Consider the following 21,327-nt stretch of genomic DNA (forward strand, 5'->3'; position numbering starts at 1 on the left):
GGGCCGAAAGGTAGTGCCCTGATGGGCTCTCCTGAAGGGGTCGGGAAGGGCGGGTGTCCAATCTCGGCGGTGGGGTGGCTTCTTTCCCGGGTGGAAGGTTTTTCTGCTGGAGGGAGGGGTCGGTATGCGGGAGCCGGGGAGGGTGCGGCGGTGCCGGCACGGGGTGCGGCTACAAGCGGTCGGCGAGCGAGGGGAGGCCGGGGCCGGATGGTGAGGGAACAGGGGAAGGCGTGCCCAGGCCGTGTACGGTCCGGGGCGTTCCGGTTCCGGGACGCTCGGGTGCGGATCGTCGGGGAACCACTGAGGGGGAGGGGCGGCCGCTCACGGTGGACCGATGCCGCCCGGTCGGCGGCGGGCAGGGGGCACAGGTCTTCTCACCGGCTCTCGCAGGAGCCGCTCCGGGGCTCCTTCGGCGGCATACCGCCGCTCGGGAGGCCGAACGGCCTCCGCGGGTAGAGTCGGCGGCGTTCGAGGGATCACCGATGCCGAGGGTTCGGGAGATGAGGATTCGTTGTCGGAGCACCCGGACCCGCGGTACGCCGCACGCATGGCCGCCTACGGGACCGTGTCCACACACCTGGCGCTGCTGAGCGACCGCAGGCTCGGTGAAGCCGTGGCCGCGGCCGCGCCCCTCGGGTCCGGGATCGGGGGCAGGTCGGCGGAGCTGGAGGTCGCCGGGTCCCGCGTCTTCGTCAAGCGCGTCCCCCTGACGGACCTGGAGCTGCGGCCGGAGAACGCGCGGTCCACGGCGAACCTCTTCGGGCTGCCGCTGTTCTACCAGTACGGAGTGGGCTCGGCCGGGTTCGGGGCCTGGCGCGAGCTGGCCGTCCACACGATGACCACCGGCTGGGTCCTGGGGAACGAGTACGGAGGCTTCCCGCTGATGTACCACTGGCGGGTCCTGCCGGACTCCCCGCCGCAGGGGTTCGCCGACGAGTTCGGGGGCATCGACGGGGCGGTCGCGCACTGGGAGGGCTCGCCGGCCGTGCGCGGGCGCCTGGAGGCCGTCGGCCGGTCCTCCTCCAGCCTGGTGCTCTTCCTGGAACACGTGCCGCGAACACTCGCCGCGTGGCTGGGCGAGCGCCGCCAGGACGCGCCGGAGGGCGGGGACGGCTCGCCGTACGCGTGGGCGGAGGAGGAGCTGGCCCGCGGAGCCGACTTCATGGGCTCCCGCGGACTCGTCCACTTCGACGCCCACTTCGACAACCTCCTGACCGACGGCCGGGCGGTCTACTTCGCGGACTTCGGCCTCGCCCTGAGCTCGGGGTTCGAGCTCTCGCGGGAGGAGGCCGGGTTCCTCGCCGACCACCTCTCCTACGACCGCTGCTACACAGTGGGCCACCTGCTACGCCATTACCTGCCCGACGGTGTGCGCGGCGGCGCGGAGCACGGGGCGTTCCTGCGCGACTGGATCGCGGGGGCGAGGCCCGAGGGGGTCCCGCCCGCGATCGCCGGGGTCATCGACCGGAATGCCCGGGCCGCCCTCGTGCTCGACGGGTTCCACCGCAGGCTGCTCACGGTGAGCAAGCGGACGCCCTACCCGGCCGCCGACATCGAGCGGGCCGGGCCGGGTCCCCGTCCGGCGGGGTAGGGCCGGGCGTGAGCCCGGGAGCCGTGGCGGCCGCCGGAGGGAACGCCCCGAAATCCCCTAGGCTGGGCGGTGCCCCCCGACCCCTGCGTGAAACGCGGTGCCATGAACACCCCGCCCCCCATCGACACCTCACAGGCCCACTCCGCCAGGATCTGGAACTACTGGCTGGGCGGCAAGGACAACTACCCGGCCGACCGCGAGGCCGGGGACCGGATCGTCGCGGTCCTGCCCGAGATCGTCGACATCGCCGTCGCCACCCGTGCCGTCCTGGTCCGTATGGTCACCCACCTGGTCCGGGACGCGGGTATCGACCAGTTCCTGGACATCGGGACCGGGCTGCCCACCGCGAACAACACCCACGAGGTCGCCCAGCGGGAGGACCCGGCCGCCCGGGTCGTCTACGTCGACAACGACCCCCTGGTCCTGACCCACGCGCGCGCCCTGCTCACCGGCACCCCCGAGGGGGCCACCGACTACATCCACGCCGACCTGCGCGACCCGGACACCATCCTGGACCGGGCGGCCCGCACCCTGGACCTGAAGCGCCCGGTCGCGATCACCCTGTTCGGGGTGCTGCCGTTCGTGGGGGACGACGCCGAGGCGAAGCGGATCATCGACCACCTGATGGGGGAGCTGCCCGCGGGCAGCCACCTGGCGATCGTGCACAGCACCAGCGCGGTGACCGGCGAGGCGATGGAGGAGGCGGTGCGCCGGTGGAACGAGGCGGGCTCGGCCGTCTACCACCTGCGCACCCCGGAGCGGATCCGCGCCCTGTTCGACGGACTGGAGCCGGTGGAGCCCGGGGTGGTCTCGTGCCCGCTGTGGCGGCCCGACCCCGTGGAGGTGGGCCGGGCACGGGAGATGGACGAGTTCTGCGGGATGGCCCGCAAGGGGTGAGCCGGGGCCGGAGCCGCCGGGGCCGGGCGCACGGGACCCGGGTCGGCGTTCGGAATCCCCGGATTCCGGGAACCGGAGGCGCCCCGGGGACGACGTACAGGGCGGGTACGGCGAATGTGCACCCCACGGGCCCCGCGGTCCCGTGGCGGGGACGGGGGAGGAGCGGAACGCGGGTCCCGCTCCGGCCCCCGGTCCCGTCGCCGTCCCGTCGGTCGGGCGGCCCACCGGTCGTCCCCGGTCGTGCCGCGGCGGTCACTCCGGTCACCGCGCGGCGGCACCGGGAAGGGACTCCCGGTCCGGTGCGGTCCCCCGGCAGGGGGTGTTCGGGCGGCGCGGCCTCCGAGCACCCCCTTCTCCCGTGCCCCACCTCCCGGGACGGATACCTGTGGCCGGAGCGGGACGGAGCTCCCGGACGGCAGGGTGTTTTGGCATCATCGACGCTGACGACCGGACGAACACCCCCTCACCCGGAAGCGGTGCCATGCCCGACCCCCTGTACGACGGCGATCCCGCCCGGATCGGCCCCTACACGCTGCGGGCGCGCCTGGGCGGCGGCGGGATGGGCCGGGTGTTCCTGGGGACCTCGCCCGGCGGGTACCCGGTGGCGGTCAAGGTGGTCCGCCCCGAACTGGCCGAGGACGCCGGCTTCCGGCGCCGGTTCGCCGCCGAGGTGGCCGCCGCCCGCAAGGTCGGCGGACTCTACACCGCCCCCGTCGTGGACGCCGCCACCGACGCCGACCCGCCGTGGATGGCCACCGCCTACATCCCCGGCCCCTCCCTGGACCGGGCCGTGCACGAGCAGGGGCCGCTGCCGCCGGAGGCGGTCGCCGCGCTGGGCGCCGGCCTGGCCGAGGGCCTGTCGGCGGTGCACGCCCAGGGGGTGGCGCACCGCGACCTCAAACCGGGCAACGTGCTGCTGGCCGAGGACGGTCCGCGGCTGATCGACTTCGGGATCGCCCGAGCCTTGGACTCCACCTCCCACACCCACTCCTCCGCCGTGCTGGGGACCGCGGCGTTCATGTCGCCCGAGCAGGCGCGTGCCCAGAAGGTCGGCCCGGCCTCGGACGTGTTCTCCCTCGGGTGCGTGCTCGCCTTCGCGGCCACCGGCGCCAGCCCCTTCGGGGACGGCCCGGTGCACGCGGTCGTCTTCCGCATCGTGTACGAGGAACCGGACCTGTCCGCCCTGCCCGGGCCCCTGGCCGCTCTGGTCGCCGACTGCCTGGTCAAGGACCCCGCCGCCCGCCCCGGCCTGGACCGCGTACTGTCCGCCCTGGCCCCGCGGGCACCGGACGCGGGGCCGCGCGCTGCGGGCCGGTGGCCGGACGGGGACCTGACCGAGGCCATCACCCGGCACCGGACCCGGCTGGTGACCGTGGCCCGGACGAGGGCGGACCCGGACGGGTCCGCGGAGGACGCCCTCCTGGCCCTGATCGCCCTGCCCGAGGACCGGGTGCGGATGTTCGTGCTGCTGGGCTCGGCCCCCGGCCCCGACATCTCCACCGGGGCGGCCGCGGCCCTGGCCGGGTTCCCGGCCGACGAGCTCTCACGGGCGGAGGAGGTGCTGCGGGACCTGGCCGCGGCGCACCTGCTCACCGAGCGGACCGGCGGCCGCTGGTCCATGGACCCCGCGTTCGCCGACCGCGCCCGCACCCTTGCCCTCCGGCCCGGAACCGACGCGGAGGAAGGGGAGGGGGACGCCCGGGAGCGGGCCCTGGACCGGCTCCTGGACTTCTACACCACACGGGCCTATGCCGCGGACGCGCACGTCCGCGCCACGGACGGCGGCGCTCCGGCCGAGGTGTTCGCGGACCGCGAGGCGGCGGTGGCGTGGCTGGACGCCGAGCGGGAGAACATGGCCGCCGCCGTGCGCACCGCCCACGACACCGGACGCGCCTCCACCGCCGTCGACCTGTCCGGCGCCCTGGCCGCATACCTGTACGTGCAGGAGCGGTTCGAAGAGGCCGTCACCGTGTACACCCTGGCCCGGGAGGCCGCGCACCGGGCCGACGACGGCCACGGCGAGGCGTGGGCGTGCAACAGCCTCGGCATGACGTTGGGCGAGGTACGCCGGTTCGACGAGGCGGTGGACGCCTACACCCGCGCACGCGACCTCTACCGACAGCTCGACGACACCTACAACGAGGGCCGGGCGTGCCTCCGGCTCGGCTCGGCGCTGCGCGAGGTGCGCCGGTTCGAGGAGGCCGTGGACGCCTGCACCCGTGCGTGCGACCTCTGCCGACGGTCCGGCGACACCGACGGGGAGGCCGTCGCGTGGAACAACCTCGGCAAAGCCCTGAGGGGGGTCTTCCGGTTCGATGAGGCGGTCGACGCCCACACCCGTGCCCGCGACCTCTACCAACAGCTCGGTGACACCTACAACGAGGCCGTGGCCTGGAACGACCTGGGCCTGGCGCTGTACGACGCGCACCGGTTCGACGAGGCGGGCGGCGCCCACACCCGGGCGCGCGACCTCTACCGGTGGATCGGCGATACCGTCGGCGAAGCCGACGGATGGGACTTCCTCGGTTCGGCGCTGCGCATGGTGCGCCGGTTCGGGGAGGCGGTCGAGGCGCACACGCGTGCCCGTGACCTCTGCGAACGGCTCGGCGATACGCGGGGCGAGGCCAGGGCTTGGAACAACCTCGGCAACGTCCTTCAGGACACCTTCGCGGCGGGGGAGGCGGTCGACGCCCACACGCGCGCCCGCGATCTTTACCAGGGGCTCGGTAACACACAGGGCGAGGCTCTGGCGTGGAACAACCTCGGTTCGTCGTTGCGCGAGGCACGCCGGTTCAAGGAGTCGATCGATGCCCATACCCGGGCACGCGACCTCTACCGGCAGGTCGGGGATGAAGCGGGTGAGGCCCTGGCCTGGACGAACCTCGGTTCGTCCTTGGACGAGATGTACCGGTTCAAGGAGGCGATCGACGCTCACACTCAGGCCCGTGAGCTCTCCGAGCGGCTCGGCGACGGCCAGGGGGAGATCCTGGCGTGGAACCGACTCGGCCTCGCACTGCGCGAGGCGCGCCGGTTCGATGAGGCCCTGGACGCTCACACCCGGGCCCGTGAGCTCTCCGAGCGGCTCGGCGACACCAAGCAAGAGGCCGACGCGCGGAACAACCTCGGCAACGTCCTGTTCAGCATGCGACGGTTACCGGAGGCCGCCGACGCCTACACCGGGGCGCGTGACCTCTACCAGCGGCTCGGGCACACCCACGGCGAGGCCCTGGCCTGGAACAACCTCGGCCTGGTGCTGCGCAGATCGGACCGGCTCGACGAAGCGGAGGACGCCTACACCCGCGCACGCGACCTCTCCCGACGGTCGGGCGACATCCACAGCGAAGCCCAGGCCTGGGAGGGCCTCGGTGACACCTGGAGGGTGACCCGGCGCAGGGACGAGGCCCGCCACGCCTACGCGCAGGCGGTCCGGGGCTACCAGGCCACGGGGGACGCCCGGCGGCTCCGCGGGCTCAAACTGTTCCTGTTCCTGCGCGGGCCGCGGTAGGGGCACCGGCCGTGCAGGGAGCGGCCGGTGCTCACGGGCGGGGCAGGGCCACCGGGGCGGTCCACAGGCCGGCGAGGGCGTCGGCCAGCCCGGACGCCGCCCGCTGCCAGGAGTCGTGCGCCGTGTGCGCCCCCTCGGCCAGGGCGCGCTCCCGCTCGGCGATCATGTGGACCATGAGGATGCGGACCATCTCCTGGCGCTCCTCGCGAACCTCCTCGGGCAGGTCGGGCAGGCACCGGAGCAGCTCCCTGCCCGCGCGGGCCAGGGATGCGGAGTCCAGGGCCTCCAGCGCCATGATGTCGCGGTAGGCGGGGTCGGCCATGACCTGGGCGCTGAACCGCCCGAACCAGGAGGGGACGCCCAGGTCCGCCAGGTGCTGGGCGAAGGGCGCCACCATGCAGGCGATCCAGTCCCGGACGTCGTCGGAACCCTCGGTCCGCAGCACCATGTGGCTGCGGATCTCCTCGATCCGGTCGGTGTGCCTACGCACGATGGCGCGCACCAGACCCTCCCGGGAGCCGAAGTGGTAGGTGACCGCCGTGTTGTTCCCCTGCCCGGCCTCCTGGCCGATCTGGCGGTTGGAGACGCCGGAGATCCCGTGCTCGGCGAAGAGCCGCTCCGCCGCCGCCAGGATCGCCTCGCGTGTCGTGACGACACGTTCCGACCTCGTCCGCCTCTCGCTCATGGGGACCACCGTACCGATCCCGTCCGGCAGGCCCGTTCCGGCGGTCGGCGGCGCGGCCCGGAACACGGATCGAGGCGCGGTCGGCCCGGACGGTGACGCTGACCACACCGCGATCGCTCCGGCCCAGCTGACGGCGCTACCACGGCCCCTCCCCTCCTCCATGTCCGGCCGAAAGGGGATCCGGTCCGGTACGCACTGTTATCTTAAGTCAGGCGACTGACTTAAAAGTCGGTATCGGTGCACGTCAGGAGACGGGGGTCCCCTCATGGGCAGTGTCCGCGCCCGGGTGCCCGCAGGGCCGCCGCGCGTACGGCCCGGACCGGTCGTCCCGGTCCTGGCCTTCGGCGGGGCCGGTGGTCCGCTCACGCGGGTCCAGGCATCCAGCCCGTCTCCCTGCCGCCCGAGCCACCGGGGGTTGCCGTCGCCGACACCGCCAGGGCGGTCGCCGCCACCCTGTCCGTCCGCCCCTACCGCCCCCGCTGCCCGTACCGCCGAGGACCGCTGAGCCCGGCCCCGGCGCATCCCCCTCCCGCCCGCCCCGGACCCGAGCCGGGGCGCGACCCCTGGGCGCCGCACCCGACCGGCGCCACAGAGAGACCGAGAGGAAACCGCATGCCGGCCACGGACCACACCCCGGAGATCGACCTCGACGCGCTACGGGCCAGGTACGCCCGCGAGCGGGACCGCCGACTGCGCCCCGACGGCGCGGTCCGGTACCGCTCCGCCGCCGGAGAGTTCGGCTACTACGCCACCGACCCCTACACGCCGCGGAGGGAGCGCGAGCCCCTGACCGACACCGTGGAGGTGCTGGTCGTCGGCGGCGGGTTCGGCGGCCTCGTCACCGGCGCCCGGCTGCGCCAGGCGGGCGTGGAGTCGATCCGGATGACGGACGAGGCCGGGGACTTCGGCGGTACCTGGTACTGGAACCGCTACCCGGGCATCCACTGCGACATCGAGTCCTACTCCTACATGCCGCTCCTGGAGGAGGTCGGCTACGTACCGAAGTGGCGCTACGCCCCCGGCGAGGAGATCCGCCGCCACGCCGTGGCGATCGCCGAGACCTTCGACCTGTACCGCGACGCGCTGTTCCACACCCGGATCACCTCCCTGGACTGGGACGATCGGGCGCGGGAGTGGACGGTGGGGACCGACCGCGGGGACCGGATGCGCGCCCGGTTCGTCATCACCTCCTCCGGCACGCTGACCCGGCCCAAACTGCCTGGCATCCCCGGGATCGAGGACTTCGCGGGCCACACCTTCCACACCAGCCGCTGGGACTACGGCTACACCGGCGGCGACCAGGACGGCGACCTGGTCGGCCTGGCCGACAAGAGGGTCGCGGTCGTGGGCACCGGGGCCACCGGCGTGCAGGTCATCCCGCACCTCGCCCGCGACGCGGAGCACCTGTACGTGTTCCAGCGCACGCCCTCCACGGTGGACGTCCGCGACAACCGCCCCACCGACCCGGAGTGGGCGGCCTCCCTCAAGCCCGGCTGGCAGCGCGAGCGCATGGAGAACTTCCTCGCCGTCGTCTCCGGCGAGCCCGTGGAGACCGACCTGACCCGGGACGGCTGGACCGCCACCGCCCGGCTCCAGCGCAAGGTGGTCTCCGGAGCGCTGGACACGAGCGTCCCCCCGCAGGAGCGCGAGCGCCTCGACGAACTCGCCGACGCGCGCACGATGGACCGGATCCGGGCCCGTGTGGACGAGATCGTCGACGACCCGGCCACCGCCGAGCTGCTCAAGCCCTGGTACCGGTACATGTGCAAGCGGCCCTGCTTCAGCGACCACTACCTCCAGACCTTCAACCGGCCCGACGTCACCCTGGTCGACACCGCCGACCACGGCGGCATCACCCGCATGACCCGGGACGCGGTCGTCGTCGGCGACGCCGAGTACCCGGTCGACTGCGTCGTCTTCGCCACCGGGTTCGACGTGGGCGTCTCGGGGGTGCTGTCCGGCGCGCTCCCCGTGCGCGGCCGCGACGGCCGGGAGCTCCTCACCTCCTGGAGCCGCGGACCCGTGACCCTGCACGGCTTCTACAGCCCGGGCTTCCCCAACCTCTTCCACCTGGGGGCGCTGCAGAACGCCAACTCCGTGAACTTCGCCCACATCCTGCTGGAGCAGGCCGAGCACATTGCCGCCGTCGTCGCCGCGGCCCGCAAGGCCGGTGATGTGGTGGTCGAACCCTCCCCGGAGGCGGCCGAGGCGTGGGGGCGTGAGGTGCGCGAGACCGCCCACGACAACTCCGCGTTCCAGGCCGAGTGCACGCCCGGCTACTACAACCGCGAGGGCGCCGGCGTCCACGGCGGCACCTCCTACAGCCCCGGACCCGTGGCCTTCCACCGGCTGCTCGGACGGTGGCGTGAGGAGCGCCTCCACGAGGTCCTCAAGCCCGGGGACTGATCACCGGACGGGCCAGGGGTGCGGGGCCGTGCGCCGGCCCCGTGCCCCTGGCCCGCACCCCCGCACCTGTGGTCCGCACCTCGCGACGACCCTGACGAGCGTCACCGCCGTCGCCGCCCCCGCACGAGTGGTCCGCACTCGCGCCACCGAACGCACAGAGCAAGAAGAGGAAGAGAGCCCCCATGCAACAGCCCCCCTCCGCCGGGCGGCGCGCGGCGGCCGCCCGAGCGCTCGCGGCGCCCGTCCTGGCGGTCGTGGTGACGGCCTGCTCTGCCCCCGAGCCCCCGGACCCGGATCCCGCCCGGGCCCCGGCACCCGGGGCGGCGGCGCACGTGACGGCCGAGCTCCTCACCCGGGTGACCTCCGTCCACGAGGAGACCGGGATGACCCTGCTGGAGGGGCCCGTCCTCGCCCCCGACGGAGGGCTGCTGGTCGTCGACGTCACCGCCCCCGAGGGGGAGCCGAAGGTGCTGCGGGTGGACACCGGCTCCGGCGAGGTGGAGGCCGTCTTCACCGAGGGGGACGGCGCGTACACCTCCGCCCAGTTCAGCCCCTCCGACGGGCGCCTGTACCTGACCGACTTCGCGGGCGGGAGGATCGACAGCCTCACCGCCGACGGGGAGGACCACACGACCTTCTTCTCCGGCGAGGTCGACGGGGCGGTCATGCGGCCGGACGACCTCGCCTTCGACGAGGACGGGAACCTGTACGTCAGCGACTCCACCGGGTTCGACGGGCCGGTCTGGGAGGCCCGGGGCCGGGTGGTCCGGATCGACGGGGAGACGGCGGAGGCGACCGTCCTGGCCGGGGACCTGCCCGCGCCGAACGGCATCTCCTTCACCGAGGACTTCACCGGGCTGTGGGTGAGCCAGTACGCGGCGAACCGCGTCGACCACCTGGCGCTCGACGGGGACGGCACCGCCGTGGAGACGGCCCACACCGCCCTCCACTTCAATGGCGGTACGAGCCGGGTGGACTCCAACGCGGTCGACGCCGCCGGGAACCTCTACCAGGCCGTCCACGGCCGGCCGGGCATCCTCGTGTACAGCCCGCTCGGCGAGCACCTGGCGACGGTCGAGGTGCCCGCCGACGACGCCGAGGGCCTGGACTCGGCGACCAACATCGCCATCGCACCGGGGGAGACCGACGCCTACATGACGGTCAGCGGCCGGGACGGCGGGTTCGTCTACACCTTCGAGGCGCTCGCCGAGGGCATCCGCCAGTCCAACGGCGGCTGATACCCGTCACGGACGCGGGGGCGGGCCGGGCCCCTTCCGGTGGTCGGGGGCCGATCGCGGGGTGTGCGGGGGCGGCACGTCCGCTCCCGCGATGCAGTGAGGGCGGAGACGGCGGTGCCCGGAGCGGCGGGAGCACAGCGCTCCCACCGCCCCGGGAGCCCCGCCGGTGTCGCGCGACAGCGACGGCACCGGGCCGGACCCCGCCGCCCCGGGCGAACCGGAAGCCGTTCCGGACCGCGGTCCCGGCCCCGGGGTCAGGCGACGGCCTCGCGGCAGACGTCGATGAAGGCCTGGACCCGGCGCACCGGCTTGCGCCCCGCGAGCCGCATGATCTCGATCCCCAGCCCCTCCGAGCGGATGTCCAGCTCCCGGGTGGCGTACGGCAGGTTCTCGTAGCTGCGCTCCAGCACGGTGCGCTGGGTGAGCAGGGCGTTGCCCAGGCCGCGGGCGACCAGGGCGCGCACCATCTCGAAGCTGCCGGTGCGGAAGCGCACGTTGGGGGTGAGCCCGGCCCGGTCGAACAGGCCGAGGAAGTAGTCGCCGCCGGGCGGCAGGTCGAAGAGGATCAGCGGCTCCGTGGCCAGGTCGGCCAGGGTCAGCTCCTCCTTCGCGCTCAGGGCCCCGTCCACCGGCACGAGCGCGTACGGCGGGTCGGACCGCAGCCACTGCGTGGCCACCCCGGTCGGGGGACGGACGGAGGCCAGCTCGTAGTGGTAGGTGACGGCCAGGTCGATGCGCGAGCCGAGCAGGTCGTCCAGCAGGGCGCCGTGGGCCGCCTCCACGAACGAGAGCCGCACCCGCGGGTACCTGCGCGAGAACTCCGCGATGACCTTGGGCAGCAGGATCGGCGCGATGGTCGCGTAGCAGCCGACCGTGAGGTCCCCCTCCACCTCCTCCCGCTCCCGGTGCGCCGACTCCCGCAGCTGTTCGAGGCTGGCCCGCACGTCGTCGGCCACCGCCAGGGCGTGCCGGCCCGACTCCGTGAGCCGCATCCCCCGGGGCGTGCGGACGAAGAGGGCGATCCCCAGCGCCGCCTCCAGGTCGGTGAGCGCCGTCGACACCGTCGACTGCGAGACGAACAGCTCCCGGGCCGCAGCCGTCACCGACCCCAGCCGCGCGATGGCCCTCAGGTACTCCAGCTGCCGCAGGCTCACGTCGCTCATCAGGGGGTTCCGTTCTCCGGGGTATCGGTTTTTCCGAAGGGGAGCTTCGGATCTATGTGTTTTACAGATCGTACAGAGCGCCCCGATAGTGGTGACCCATGACACAGGCGGGTCGGACCCGCGGCCCCCGGGCGCCCCCGGCGCCCCCGCGGACCTCGACCGCACACCCCGTGTGCGAGCGGCCTCCTGGTCATCGAAGGAACCTCCCGCGGCGGCGGGGCCGCCACGGCCCCCGGGCCCGGGGGAGGACCAGGACCGCACCCCCAGGAGGACGGATGACGAGTGAGCTCTCGGAGCGGGTGGACCGCAAGGACCTGCGGAGGAGCGTGTTCGCCGGAGCGGTGGGCGTCTTCGTCCACTGGTTCGACTGGGCCGTCTACGCGTACCTGGCGACCACCATGGCGCAGGTGTTCTTCCCCGAACAGGACGGCACCACCGCGCTCCTCTCGGTCTTCGCCGTCTTCGCGGTGGCGTTCTTCGTGCGCCCGCTCGGATCGGTGCTCTTCGGCCACCTCGGCGACCGCTTCGGCCGCAAGGCCACCCTGTCGATCGTCATCATCTCGATGGCGGCGGGCACGCTCATGCTCGGACTGCTGCCCGGCTACGACTCCGTCGGCATCCTCGCGCCGATCCTGCTCGTGGTCGCCCGCATCATCCAGGGGCTGGCCGCCGGCGGCGAGTTCGGCTCGGCCGCGGCCTTCCTCGCCGAGTTCTCCCCGCCCAAGCGCCGCGGATTCGGCTGCTCCTGGATCGAGTTCGGCTCGGTCGCCGGGTTCCTGTGCGCGTCGTTCGTGGTCTGGGCGCTGCACGCGGCCTTCCCCGCCGAGACCGTCCTGGACTGGGCGTGGCGGATCCCCTTCCTGCTCACGGTGCCCCTGGCCGCGGTCGGCCTCTACATCCGCCTGCGCATCGAGGACACCCCCGAGTACCGCGCCCTGGAGGACATGAACAACGTCCCCAGCCAGCCGGTCGTCGAGGTGTTCCGCTCCAACCGCAGGCAGTTCCTCCAGACGGTCGGCATCGAGACCTTCATGAACTCGACCTTCTACATCGTCCTCGTGTACCTGATCACCTACCAGGAGGAGATCGTCGGCATCCCCGCCGACCGGGCGGCCCTGCTCTCGGCCGCGGCGTCGGTGGTGGCCATGGGGGTCATCCCGCTCTCGGGCATCGCCTCCGACCGCGTGGGCCGCAAGCCCGTGCTCTACACCGCCGCCGCCCTGCTGGTCGTCGCCACCGTCCCGCTGTTCCTGCTCATGCAGGCGGACGCCTCGTGGGCGGCGTTCGCCGCGACCTTCGGCCTGGCCGTGATCCTGGCGATCATCCTGGGCACGCACGCCTCCGCGGTGGCCGAGCTGTTCCCGACCCGGACCCGGCAGAGCGGCCTGTCGATGGCCTACAGCGTCGCCGGGGCGTTCTTCGCCGGCACGCTCCCGTACCTGATGACCTGGCTGATCTCGCTCACCGGCAGCTCCATGGTCCCCGCCTTCACCATGATCGTCATCGGCGTCATCGGCGCGGTCACGCTGCGCACCATGCCCGAGACGGCGGGCTCCAGCCTGCTGCACGAGAGCGACCGGGCCCCGCGCTGAACCGTCCACGGCCCGGACACCGGCGGGCCCCGCCCCGCGGACCCCCCTCGCGGACGGCCGCCGGACGGTCCGGAGAGAACACGCGGGGCGCGCCCGCCCCGCGACACCACACGCGTTGATCGAACCCCGGAGGTTCCGCATGTCAGTCGAAGAGATCGAGGTCGTCGTCGTGGGAGGGGGGCAGGCCGGGATCGCGATGAGCGAGCACCTCGGCGACCGCGCGGTGCCGCACGTGGTCCTGGAACGGCACCGCGTCGCCGAGCGCTGGCGCTCGGAGCGCTGGGACTCGCTGGTCACCAACGGCCCCGTCTGGCACGACCGCTTCCCCGGCCTCGAATTCCCCGGCCTGGCCCCCGAGGACTTCGCCACCAAGGACCAGGTGGCGGACTACCTGGCCGACTACGCCGAGAAGATCGGCGCGCCGATCCGGTGCGGGGTCGAGGTGACCTCCGTGCGCAGGCGCCCCGGCGGCCGGGGGTTCCGGGTCCGGACCTCGGACGGCGACATCCACGCCCGCTACGTCGTGGCCGCCACCGGCCCGTTCCAGAAGCCGGTCGTCCCCCCGATCATCCCGGAGGGGGCAGTCCCGTACCAGCTCCACTCCAGCGCCTACCGCAACCCCGCCCAGCTGCCCGAGGGCGCCGTGCTCGTGGTCGGATCCGGCTCCTCGGGGGTGCAGATCGCCGACGAGCTCCGGGCCGCCGGCCGGCAGGTGTACCTCTCCGTCGGCCCGCACGACCGCCCGCCGCGCAGGTACCGCGGACACGACTTCGTCTGGTGGCTCGGCGTCCTCGGCAAGTGGGAGGCGGCCACCCCTCCCCAGGGCGCCGAACACGTCACCATCGCGGTCAGCGGCGCGCACGGCGGCCACACCGTGGACTTCCGCACCCTGGCCGCGCGCGGCATCACCCTGGTCGGCCGGACGGAGTCCTTCGACGCCGGGACCGTCCGCTTCGCCCCCGACCTGCGGGACAACATCGCCCGGGGCGACGCCGACCACCTGGCCCTGCTCGACGAGGCCGACGCCTACATCGAGCGCAACGGCCTCGACCTGCCCGAGGAGCCGCAGGCCCGGGAGCTGGGGGAGTACCCGGAGTCGGTGACCGACCCCGTCCTCGAACTCGACCTCGCCGCCGCCGGGATCACCACCGTCCTGTGGGCCACCGGCTTCACCGCCGACTACTCCTGGCTCCAGGTGGACGCCCTCGACGCCGACGGCAGGCCCCGGCACCAGCGCGGGGTCTCCTCCGAGCCCGGCGTCTACTTCATGGGGCTGCCGTGGCAGTCCCGCCGCGGTTCGAGCTTCATCTGGGGGGCCTGGCACGACGCCAGGTACGTGGCCGACCAGATCTCGATCCAGCGCGGCTACATGCGGCACCACGACGCGCGGCCGGACCCGCGACGGCGGCCGCAGTCGCAGTCGCAGCCGCCATCGGGTTCGCACACGAATCCGCGCCCGTTCCCGTCTCCGTCCCACGCCCAGGGGTGATCACACCATGACCACGCACACGCGCATCCGCAAGTTCAACACCAGGGACACCTACCCCGAGCAGAACCTGGACAACGACCTGTGCCAGGCGGTGGTGGCCGGAGGGGTCGTGTACCTGCGCGGCCAGATCGGCCAGGACCTGGACACCGGGGAGTCCGTCGGCGTCGGCGACGTCCGCGCGCAGACCGAGAAGGCCATGGCCAACATCGACCTCCTGCTCAGGGAGGCGGGCAGCGGACTCCAGGACATCGTCAAGGTGACGGTCTACCTCGTCGACCCGCGCTACCGCGAGGAGGTCTACCGCGAGATGGGGCGCTGGCTGAAGGGCGTCCACCCGGTCTCCACCGGCATCGTCGTCCAGGCCCTGGCCCGGCCCGAGTGGCTGGTGGAGATCGACGCGACCGCCGTGATCTCGGGAGGCGGGGCATGACCTTCTCCATCGCGGCCCACCAGGACGGCAGGTTCGGCATCGCCGTGTCCTCGTCCTCCCCGGCCGTCGCCGCACGCGTCGTCCACCTGCGCGACCGCGTCGGCGCGGTCGCCTCCCAGAACATCACCGACCCGAGGCTGGGGACGGCGCTGCTGGACCGGCTTGCCGCGGGGGAGGGGGCGCGGGAGGCGCTCGACTCCGTGGTCGGCGGCGAACCCAACGCCGCGTACCGGCAGCTCACCGTGGTGGACGCCTCCGGCGCGGCGGCCGCGTTCAGCGGTGGGCACACCCTCGGCGTCCACGGCGAGGCCACCGGGCCGCACTGCGCCGCCGCCGGGAACATGCTCGCCGACCCCGGCGTCCCCGCGGCCATGTGCGCCGCCTTCGGCGAGGCCGGGGGAGAGCTGGAGGAGCGCCTGCTCGCCGCCCTCGCCGCGGGCCTGGCCGCCGGCGGCGAGGCGGGGCCGGTGTACTCGGCGGGGCTGTCCACCGTGTCGGCGAACGGCTGGCGGGACACCGACCTGCGCGTGGACTGGCAGGAGGACCCGGTGGGGGCGCTGGACGGGCTGCTCGGCGTCTGGCTGCCGCAGCGCGACGACTACGTCCGGCGCGGCCTGGACCCGGCCGCCGCACCGGGATACGGGGTGCCCGGCGATGACCGCTGAAGCGGGGGCTGTGGGTGGGGGCGGGGGTGCCTCCGGTGGGTCCGAAGCCACCGGCGTTTCCGGCGAGACCGTCGTCCCGGGAGTCTCACGTGTACCGGGCATCGCAGACGGCTCCGGAGCCCCTGGCGTCCCCGGCGGGACCGGTGTTCCAGGTGCCCCGGATATCTCAGGCAGCGCCGGTGACTCCGGCACCTCCGATATCCCCGGTGTCGCCGACCACTCCGGTCCCCTACCGGACGCGACCGGACACCTCGACCGGCTGATCGCCTACTCCGAGATGCTGCACGCCCACCCGGAGACCGCCTGGGAGGAGCACCGCGCGGCGCGTTGGACGGCGGAGCTGCTGGAGGAGTTCGGCTTCGCCGTCCGGACCTCCTACCTCGGCTTCCCCACGGCGCTGCACGCCTCCTACGGCTCCGGGCGGCGCCGGGTCGGCTTCATCGTCGAGTACGACGCGCTGCCCGGCCTGGGCCACGCCTGCGGACACAACCTGATCGCCGCCATGTCCGCAGGCGCGGCGATCGCTCTGCGGCCGTGGGCCGAACGGCTCGACCTGCGCGTGGACGTCATCGCCACCCCGGCCGAGGAGGGCGGCGGCGGCAAGATCGAGATGCTCGACGCCGGCGCCTTCCGGGACCTGGACCTGGCGCTGATGGCCCACCCCGCGCCGGTCGACGCCCCGCGGGCCGAGCCCTACGCGGTCGCCCACGACCACGTCCGCTTCACGGGCCGGGCGGCGCACGCCGCCGCCTACCCGCACGAGGGCCGCAATGCCAACGACGCGTTCGTCGTCGCCCAGGTCGCCCTGGGGCTGCTGCGCCAGCAGCTCCCGCCGGGCACCCGCGTCCACGGGATCCAGACGGTGGGAGGCCAGGCGCCCAACGCCATCCCCGAGGTGACCGAGGGGCGCTGGTACACCCGCGCCGAGACCCTGGCCGAACTGGAGCCGTTGCGCGGCCGGGTGCGGCGCTGCTTCGAGGCGGGGGCGCTGGCGACGGACACGGCGCTGGAGTTCACCCCGGAGTCGCAGCCCTACTCCGAGTTCCGCACGGACGAGCGCGCGCTGGAGATCTACACGCGCCACGCCCGCGCGCTCGGGCGGCGGCTGGACGCCCCGGCGGAGCAGCAGACGATGAACCGGGCCTCGACCGACATGGGCAACGTGTCCCGGCACGTGCCGGCCATCCACCCGTACATCGGCCTGGGGTGCTTCCCGGTGAGCAACCACCAGCCCGGGTTCGCCGCCGCCTGCGTGGGGGAGGCCGCGAACCGGGTCATCGCGGACGGCGCCACCCTGCTCGCCCGCACGGCCCACGAGTACTTCGGCCCGCCGGCCGACCCCCCGCCCGGCCGCGTTCCCGACCCGGCCTGAGCCCCGCGAGTGCGCTGTGCCCGCCCCGCCCCCGGGACGGGCACAGCGCGCTCGGCGGTGGATGGGCGGAGCGGGTTGAGAGCCCATCTCATTTGGCGAGTCCGCGGTACCGAATGAGGATGCGGGCGATGCCGGCGAAGGTGAGGAGCCGGCCGCTTCCGGCCCTCGCCGGCATCGCGCGCGCTCTGGTCCGCCACCGCCCGTCCACCACAGGGGATGAGCCCTGGGGTGTGCGTTCGGGCCGGGGGCCGAGCGCGGGGTTCCCGGCGGGTGGCCCGGTGGAGAGACGCTCCACCGGGTTCGGTCGACAGAGCCGACCGGCTTAGCCTCCCGGCGTTGCGGTTAGCGGAACCCGGCGGGGAGGGTCATGAGGTCGATCCCCCACAGCAACGGCAGCATGAACAGCACCCCGGCGACGATGAGGGCGAGGGCGATGACGTTCAGCCAGAACCCGGACCTGACCATCTCCATGATCTTCACCCTGCCGGTGCCGAACATGATCGCGTTCGGAGGGGTGCCCACCGGGAGCATGAACGCGCAGTTCGCGGCCATCGCGCAGGGGACCATCAACGCGTACGGGTGGATGCCCAGGGAGACCGCGAGGGCCGCCATGACCGGGAGGATCATCGTCGCCGTCGCGGCGTTCGAGGTGATCTCCGTCAGGAACAGCACGAGCGCGGTGGCGATGACGATGGTCAGGATCACGTCGACCCCGTCGAGCACGCGCAGCTGCTCGCCGATCCACGCGGAGAGGCCGGTGTCGACGAACCCCGCGGCGATGGCCAGCCCGCCGCCGAACAGCAGGAGGATTCCCCAGGGGATCTTCTTAGAGTCCTCCCACCGGAGGATCCTCTTCTCCCCGGCGCTGCGGGTCGGCAGGGTGAACAGGACCACCGTGGCGACGATCGCGATCACCCCGTCGCTGATCCCCGGAAGGAGGTCCTCCCAGAGGAACGACCGGGTCACCCACATGAACGCCGTTCCGAGGAAGACGGCGAGCACGACCTTCTCCTCGGTGGACATCCGGCCGAGGGACCTGCGCTCCTCCCGGATGATCTCCCTGCCGCCGGGAAGCTGCTTGAACCGGACCCTGAGCTTGACGCCCGTCAGGTAGAACCACGCCAGGGCCAGCAGGAGGACGGCGGTCGGGACCCCGAACACCATCCACCCGCCGAACGAGATGCTCTCGCCGAAGAGCTCCCCGACGGTCGCCGAGAGAACGGCGAGCGGAGGTGTCCCGATCAGCGTCCCGAGGCCGCCGATGGTGGCCGCGTATCCGATGCCGAAGACGATGGACTTCTCGAACCTGGGCAGGTCGTCGGCGAACTCCCCTCCCCGGAGCGAACGGGCGGCCTGGTACACGACCGCCAGCCCGACGGGGATCATCATCATGGTGGCGGCCGTGTTGGAGACCCACATCGACAGGAAGCCCGTCGCGACCATGAAGCCGAGGACGATGCGGCGCGGACTCGTCCCGATCGCCGCGACGATCGAGAGGGCGATGCGCTGGTGGAGGTTCCATTTCTCCATCGCGATCGCGAGCGAGAACCCTCCGAGGAAGAGGAAGATGATGTCGTTGCCGTACGCCGCGACCACGGTATCGCCGTCCAGTGCGCCGGTCAGCGGCAGGAGTACGACCGGGAGCAGGGACGTGACCGGGATGGGGATCGCCTCGGTGATCCACCAGGTCGCGACCCACAGGGTGGTGGCGAGGACCGCGAGCCCCGCCGGTGAGAGCCCCTCGGGTTCGAAGAACAGGAGTGTCACCACGAACAGCAGCGGGCCGAGCACCAGCCCGGTGACGCGGGCGGGCGTGTAGCCGGGGCCGGGGCCGCCGGACTCCGCGGCCGGCCCGGTGGCCTCGGGGCCCTCATGTGCGGCGGATCCGCCGGAGGCCGCCGACTCCGCCCGCGGTGGTTTCCCGCGCTCGGAGAACATCAGGAGCCCTTTGATCTGCCGGTGGGACGCCCACAGGCTCTCCCACAGGGGGTACGGGTACGAGGTCGCCATTGCTGCACCTTCTCTGCTCTTCGGCCCGGCGCGGACCGCGGCGAAGAGACGGGGTCGGGGGGTGGGCGGATCGTCCCCGGCCGTGTTCGGGAACAGGGCCGAGGGGCTCCGCGGGGAGGTAGGGGACCGTCGCCGGTCGTGGCACCGGCTCCGTCGGCGGCGCCCGTGGTCCGGGCGGTCGTTCGCGCCGCCTCGGAGGCGCGGTGCGCGGTGTCGGAGACGGCGGCTCCCGTGCGTGCGACCGTCGCGGGAGCCGCCGGTCTCGGGCGGTCAGCCGTGCAGGTCGCGGAGGACCTTGTAGAACTCCGCCTTGCCCTCGAGGCCGATGCCCGGGAGGTCGCCCGGCGCCACACGGCCGCGGGTGACCACCGCGTCGTCGGTGAAGCCGCCCGTGGGCTGGAACTCTCCGGGGTAGGACTCGTTGCCGCCGAGCTTGAGGGCCGCGGCGATGTGCAGTGAGAACTGGTGCCCGCCGTGCGGGATGCACCGGCGGGAGGACCAGCCGTGCAGGGCGAGCATGTCCAGGATCCGGCGGTACTCCGTCAGGCCGTAGCTCAGCGCCGGGTCGACCTGGATGAAGTCGCGGTCCGGGCGCATCCCGCCGTAGCGGATCAGGTTCCGGGCGTCCTGCAGGGAGAACAGGTTCTCTCCGGTCGCGATGGGGTTGCGGTAGTTCTCCGACAGCGTCGCGTTCAGCGCGTAGTCCAGCGGGTCTCCGACCTCCTCGTACCAGAAGAGGCCGTACCGGTCGATGGCCCGGCCGTACTCCAGGGCGGTCCGCAGGTCGAACTTGCCGTTGACGTCGACCATCAGCCGGGACCCGTCGCCGTCCAGGACGTCGATGACCGCCTCGATGCGCCTGAGGTCCTCGGCCAGGTCGGCGCCGCCGATCTTCATCTTGACGATCTCGTACCCGGCGTCGAGGAAGCCCCGCATCTCGTCCCGGAGGTCCTCCAGGGTCTTGCCGGGCGCGTAGTAGCCGCCGGCGGCGTAGACGAAGACGTCCTCGTCCGGGGCGCCGTCGCCGTAGTGGTCGGAGATCCACCGGTACAGCGGCACTCCGGCGGCCTTGGCGGCGAGGTCGTGCAGCGCCATGTCCACCACACCGACGGCGACGGAGCGTTCGCCGTGGCCGCCGGGCTTCTCGTTGCGCATCATGACGTCCCACGCCTTGGCGGGGGAGAGGTCGCCGTTCGCGTCCAGCAGCTCTTCCGGCGCGGCGTTCCGCAGCCGCGGCAGCATCCGCTCGCTCAGGATGGCGGTGGCGTTGTACCGGCCGTTGGAGTTGAAGCCGTAGCCCACCAGGGGCCTGCCGTCGACCACCACGTCGCTGACCAGGGCCAGGATCGTGCAGTCCATCTTGCTGAAGTCGATGTACGCGTTGCGCATCGACGAGCTGATCGGGATGGTTCCCACGTGGGCGGAAACGATTCGCATGGGTCTCTTCCTGCGGAAAGGGGTCTTATAAGACACTTATAAGTTATGCGGGACCCTATACTGGCCGAGGTGGGGCCACAAGCCCATGAGGGAAAATCTTGTGAGAGAGGTCACGATGACCGGCGCGAACGTCTTCTCCAGCAAGGGCGGGCTGGCCTATACCGAGCTGCGCCGCCGCATCACCTCGGGCGAGCTCGCCCCGGGATCACGCCTGTCGCAGTACGAGCTGGCGGAGGAGATGGGGATGAGCATCACCCCTCTGCGCGAGGCGATCAGGCGGCTGGCCAGCGAGGACTGGGTCGTGATGGACACCCACCGGGACGTGCGCGTGGCGACCATGAGCGCCTCCGAGGCGCGCGAGCTGCTGGAGGCCCGCTTCTCGCTGGAACCCTCCGCCACCGAGCTCGCCGCGCTGCGCCGGACGGAACGGGAGATCGCCGCGATGAGGGCAGCGGCCGACGCGCTCCTGCCGGTCACCCGCACCTGGGGCGAGGAGGCCATCGCGGCGCACAGGGCCTTCCACCGGGCGATCTACACCGCCTCCCACAACAACGTGATGATCCGGCTCCTGGACGACCTGTGGGACAAGGCAGACCGGTACCGGCGGATCGGCCTGGAACTGCCGGCGGGCGCCGAACCGCGCACCATCGACCTGAACCAGCACCACGAGATCCTGGAGCTCGTCGTCATCGGCGACGGCGCCGCCGCGGCCGGACTGGTGCGCTCCCACATCCTCAACAGCCTCGGCGCCATGGTCACGGACACCCTCGAGGGCAGGGAGCACGCCGCCTACCACCCGATCGCCGGGCACTAGGCCGAGCGCACCGCGGCCCGGGCGGCCGGGGGG

The 21,327-nt window shown here is 73.0% G+C and carries 15 protein-coding genes; 11 read left to right on the forward strand and 4 right to left on the reverse strand.

The window, feature by feature from the left end; translation table 11 throughout:
- The first annotated feature begins 511 nt into the window (after positions 1–511).
- From ABZ249_RS08230 to ABZ249_RS08240, 3 genes are all read left to right on the forward strand, one after another.
- On the forward strand, positions 512–1,591 hold the full coding sequence (locus ABZ249_RS08230; protein ID WP_355259001.1) for a protein kinase family protein: 1,080 nt from the start codon (positions 512–514) through the stop codon (positions 1,589–1,591).
- A 102-nt stretch (positions 1,592–1,693) separates the two neighbouring features.
- Complete coding sequence (locus ABZ249_RS08235) at positions 1,694–2,488, forward strand: SAM-dependent methyltransferase (RefSeq protein WP_355259004.1); 795 nt, start codon at positions 1,694–1,696, stop codon at positions 2,486–2,488.
- Positions 2,489–2,969: 481 nt separating this feature from the next.
- Positions 2,970–5,993 (forward strand): serine/threonine-protein kinase, encoded by a 3,024-nt coding sequence (locus ABZ249_RS08240; RefSeq protein ID WP_355259007.1) that lies wholly within the window; start codon positions 2,970–2,972, stop codon positions 5,991–5,993.
- A 31-nt stretch (positions 5,994–6,024) separates the two neighbouring features.
- On the opposite strand, the gene ABZ249_RS08245 is transcribed toward ABZ249_RS08240, so the two are convergent.
- A complete protein-coding gene (locus ABZ249_RS08245) occupies positions 6,025–6,678 on the reverse strand; it encodes a TetR family transcriptional regulator (protein WP_355259010.1) in 654 nt (217 codons plus the stop codon).
- Positions 6,679–7,290: 612 nt separating this feature from the next.
- Between ABZ249_RS08245 and ABZ249_RS08250 the strand changes: the two genes are divergently transcribed.
- Both ABZ249_RS08250 and ABZ249_RS08255 read left to right on the forward strand, forming a co-directional pair.
- On the forward strand, positions 7,291–9,084 hold the full coding sequence (locus ABZ249_RS08250; protein WP_355259013.1) for an NAD(P)/FAD-dependent oxidoreductase: 1,794 nt from the start codon (positions 7,291–7,293) through the stop codon (positions 9,082–9,084).
- Between the two features lie 182 nt (positions 9,085–9,266).
- Positions 9,267–10,322 carry an SMP-30/gluconolactonase/LRE family protein gene (locus ABZ249_RS08255; RefSeq protein WP_355259016.1) on the forward strand — a complete coding sequence of 352 codons (1,056 nt, stop codon included), beginning with the start codon at positions 9,267–9,269 and terminating at the stop codon, positions 10,320–10,322.
- 254 nt (positions 10,323–10,576) lie between these two features.
- On the opposite strand, the gene ABZ249_RS08260 is transcribed toward ABZ249_RS08255, so the two are convergent.
- Positions 10,577–11,485, reverse strand: coding sequence for a LysR family transcriptional regulator (locus ABZ249_RS08260; RefSeq protein ID WP_355259019.1), 909 nt, complete (start codon positions 11,483–11,485; stop codon positions 10,577–10,579).
- 275 nt (positions 11,486–11,760) lie between these two features.
- On the opposite strand from ABZ249_RS08260, the gene ABZ249_RS08265 reads away from it, so the two are divergent.
- From ABZ249_RS08265 to ABZ249_RS08285, 5 genes are all read left to right on the forward strand, one after another.
- The gene (locus ABZ249_RS08265; RefSeq protein WP_355259022.1) at positions 11,761–13,077 is read left to right on the forward strand and encodes an MFS transporter; all 1,317 of its coding nucleotides are present in this window, start codon (positions 11,761–11,763) and stop codon (positions 13,075–13,077) included.
- A 139-nt stretch (positions 13,078–13,216) separates the two neighbouring features.
- Complete coding sequence (locus ABZ249_RS08270; protein ID WP_355259025.1) at positions 13,217–14,566, forward strand: NAD(P)/FAD-dependent oxidoreductase; 1,350 nt, start codon at positions 13,217–13,219, stop codon at positions 14,564–14,566.
- A gap of 7 nt (positions 14,567–14,573) precedes the next feature.
- Entirely contained in the window at positions 14,574–14,996 is a 423-nt protein-coding gene (locus tag ABZ249_RS08275) for a RidA family protein (protein WP_355259028.1), read from the forward strand.
- The gene (locus tag ABZ249_RS08280) at positions 14,993–15,661 is read left to right on the forward strand and encodes a DUF1028 domain-containing protein (protein WP_355259031.1); all 669 of its coding nucleotides are present in this window, start codon (positions 14,993–14,995) and stop codon (positions 15,659–15,661) included. The genes ABZ249_RS08275 and ABZ249_RS08280 overlap by 4 nt, the downstream gene beginning before the upstream one ends.
- Before the next feature lie 277 nt (positions 15,662–15,938).
- Positions 15,939–17,033, forward strand: a complete 1,095-nt coding sequence (locus tag ABZ249_RS08285; RefSeq protein WP_355259034.1) for a M20 family metallopeptidase — start codon at positions 15,939–15,941, stop codon at positions 17,031–17,033.
- A gap of 342 nt (positions 17,034–17,375) precedes the next feature.
- Here ABZ249_RS08285 and ABZ249_RS08290 read toward each other — a convergent pair whose 3' ends face one another.
- The gene (locus tag ABZ249_RS08290) at positions 17,376–19,043 is read right to left on the reverse strand and encodes an SLC13 family permease (RefSeq protein WP_355259037.1); all 1,668 of its coding nucleotides are present in this window, start codon (positions 19,041–19,043) and stop codon (positions 17,376–17,378) included.
- Between the two features lie 270 nt (positions 19,044–19,313).
- Positions 19,314–20,480 (reverse strand): mandelate racemase/muconate lactonizing enzyme family protein, encoded by a 1,167-nt coding sequence (locus ABZ249_RS08295; RefSeq protein ID WP_355259040.1) that lies wholly within the window; start codon positions 20,478–20,480, stop codon positions 19,314–19,316.
- A gap of 115 nt (positions 20,481–20,595) precedes the next feature.
- Here ABZ249_RS08295 and ABZ249_RS08300 point away from each other — a divergent pair, with 115 nt between their 5' ends.
- Entirely contained in the window at positions 20,596–21,294 is a 699-nt protein-coding gene (locus ABZ249_RS08300) for a GntR family transcriptional regulator (RefSeq protein WP_355259043.1), read from the forward strand.
- Positions 21,295–21,327: the final 33 nt, after the last annotated feature.

Source organism: Nocardiopsis sp. NPDC006139 (assembly GCF_040614155.1).
GTDB lineage: Bacteria > Actinomycetota > Actinomycetes > Streptosporangiales > Streptosporangiaceae > Nocardiopsis > Nocardiopsis changdeensis.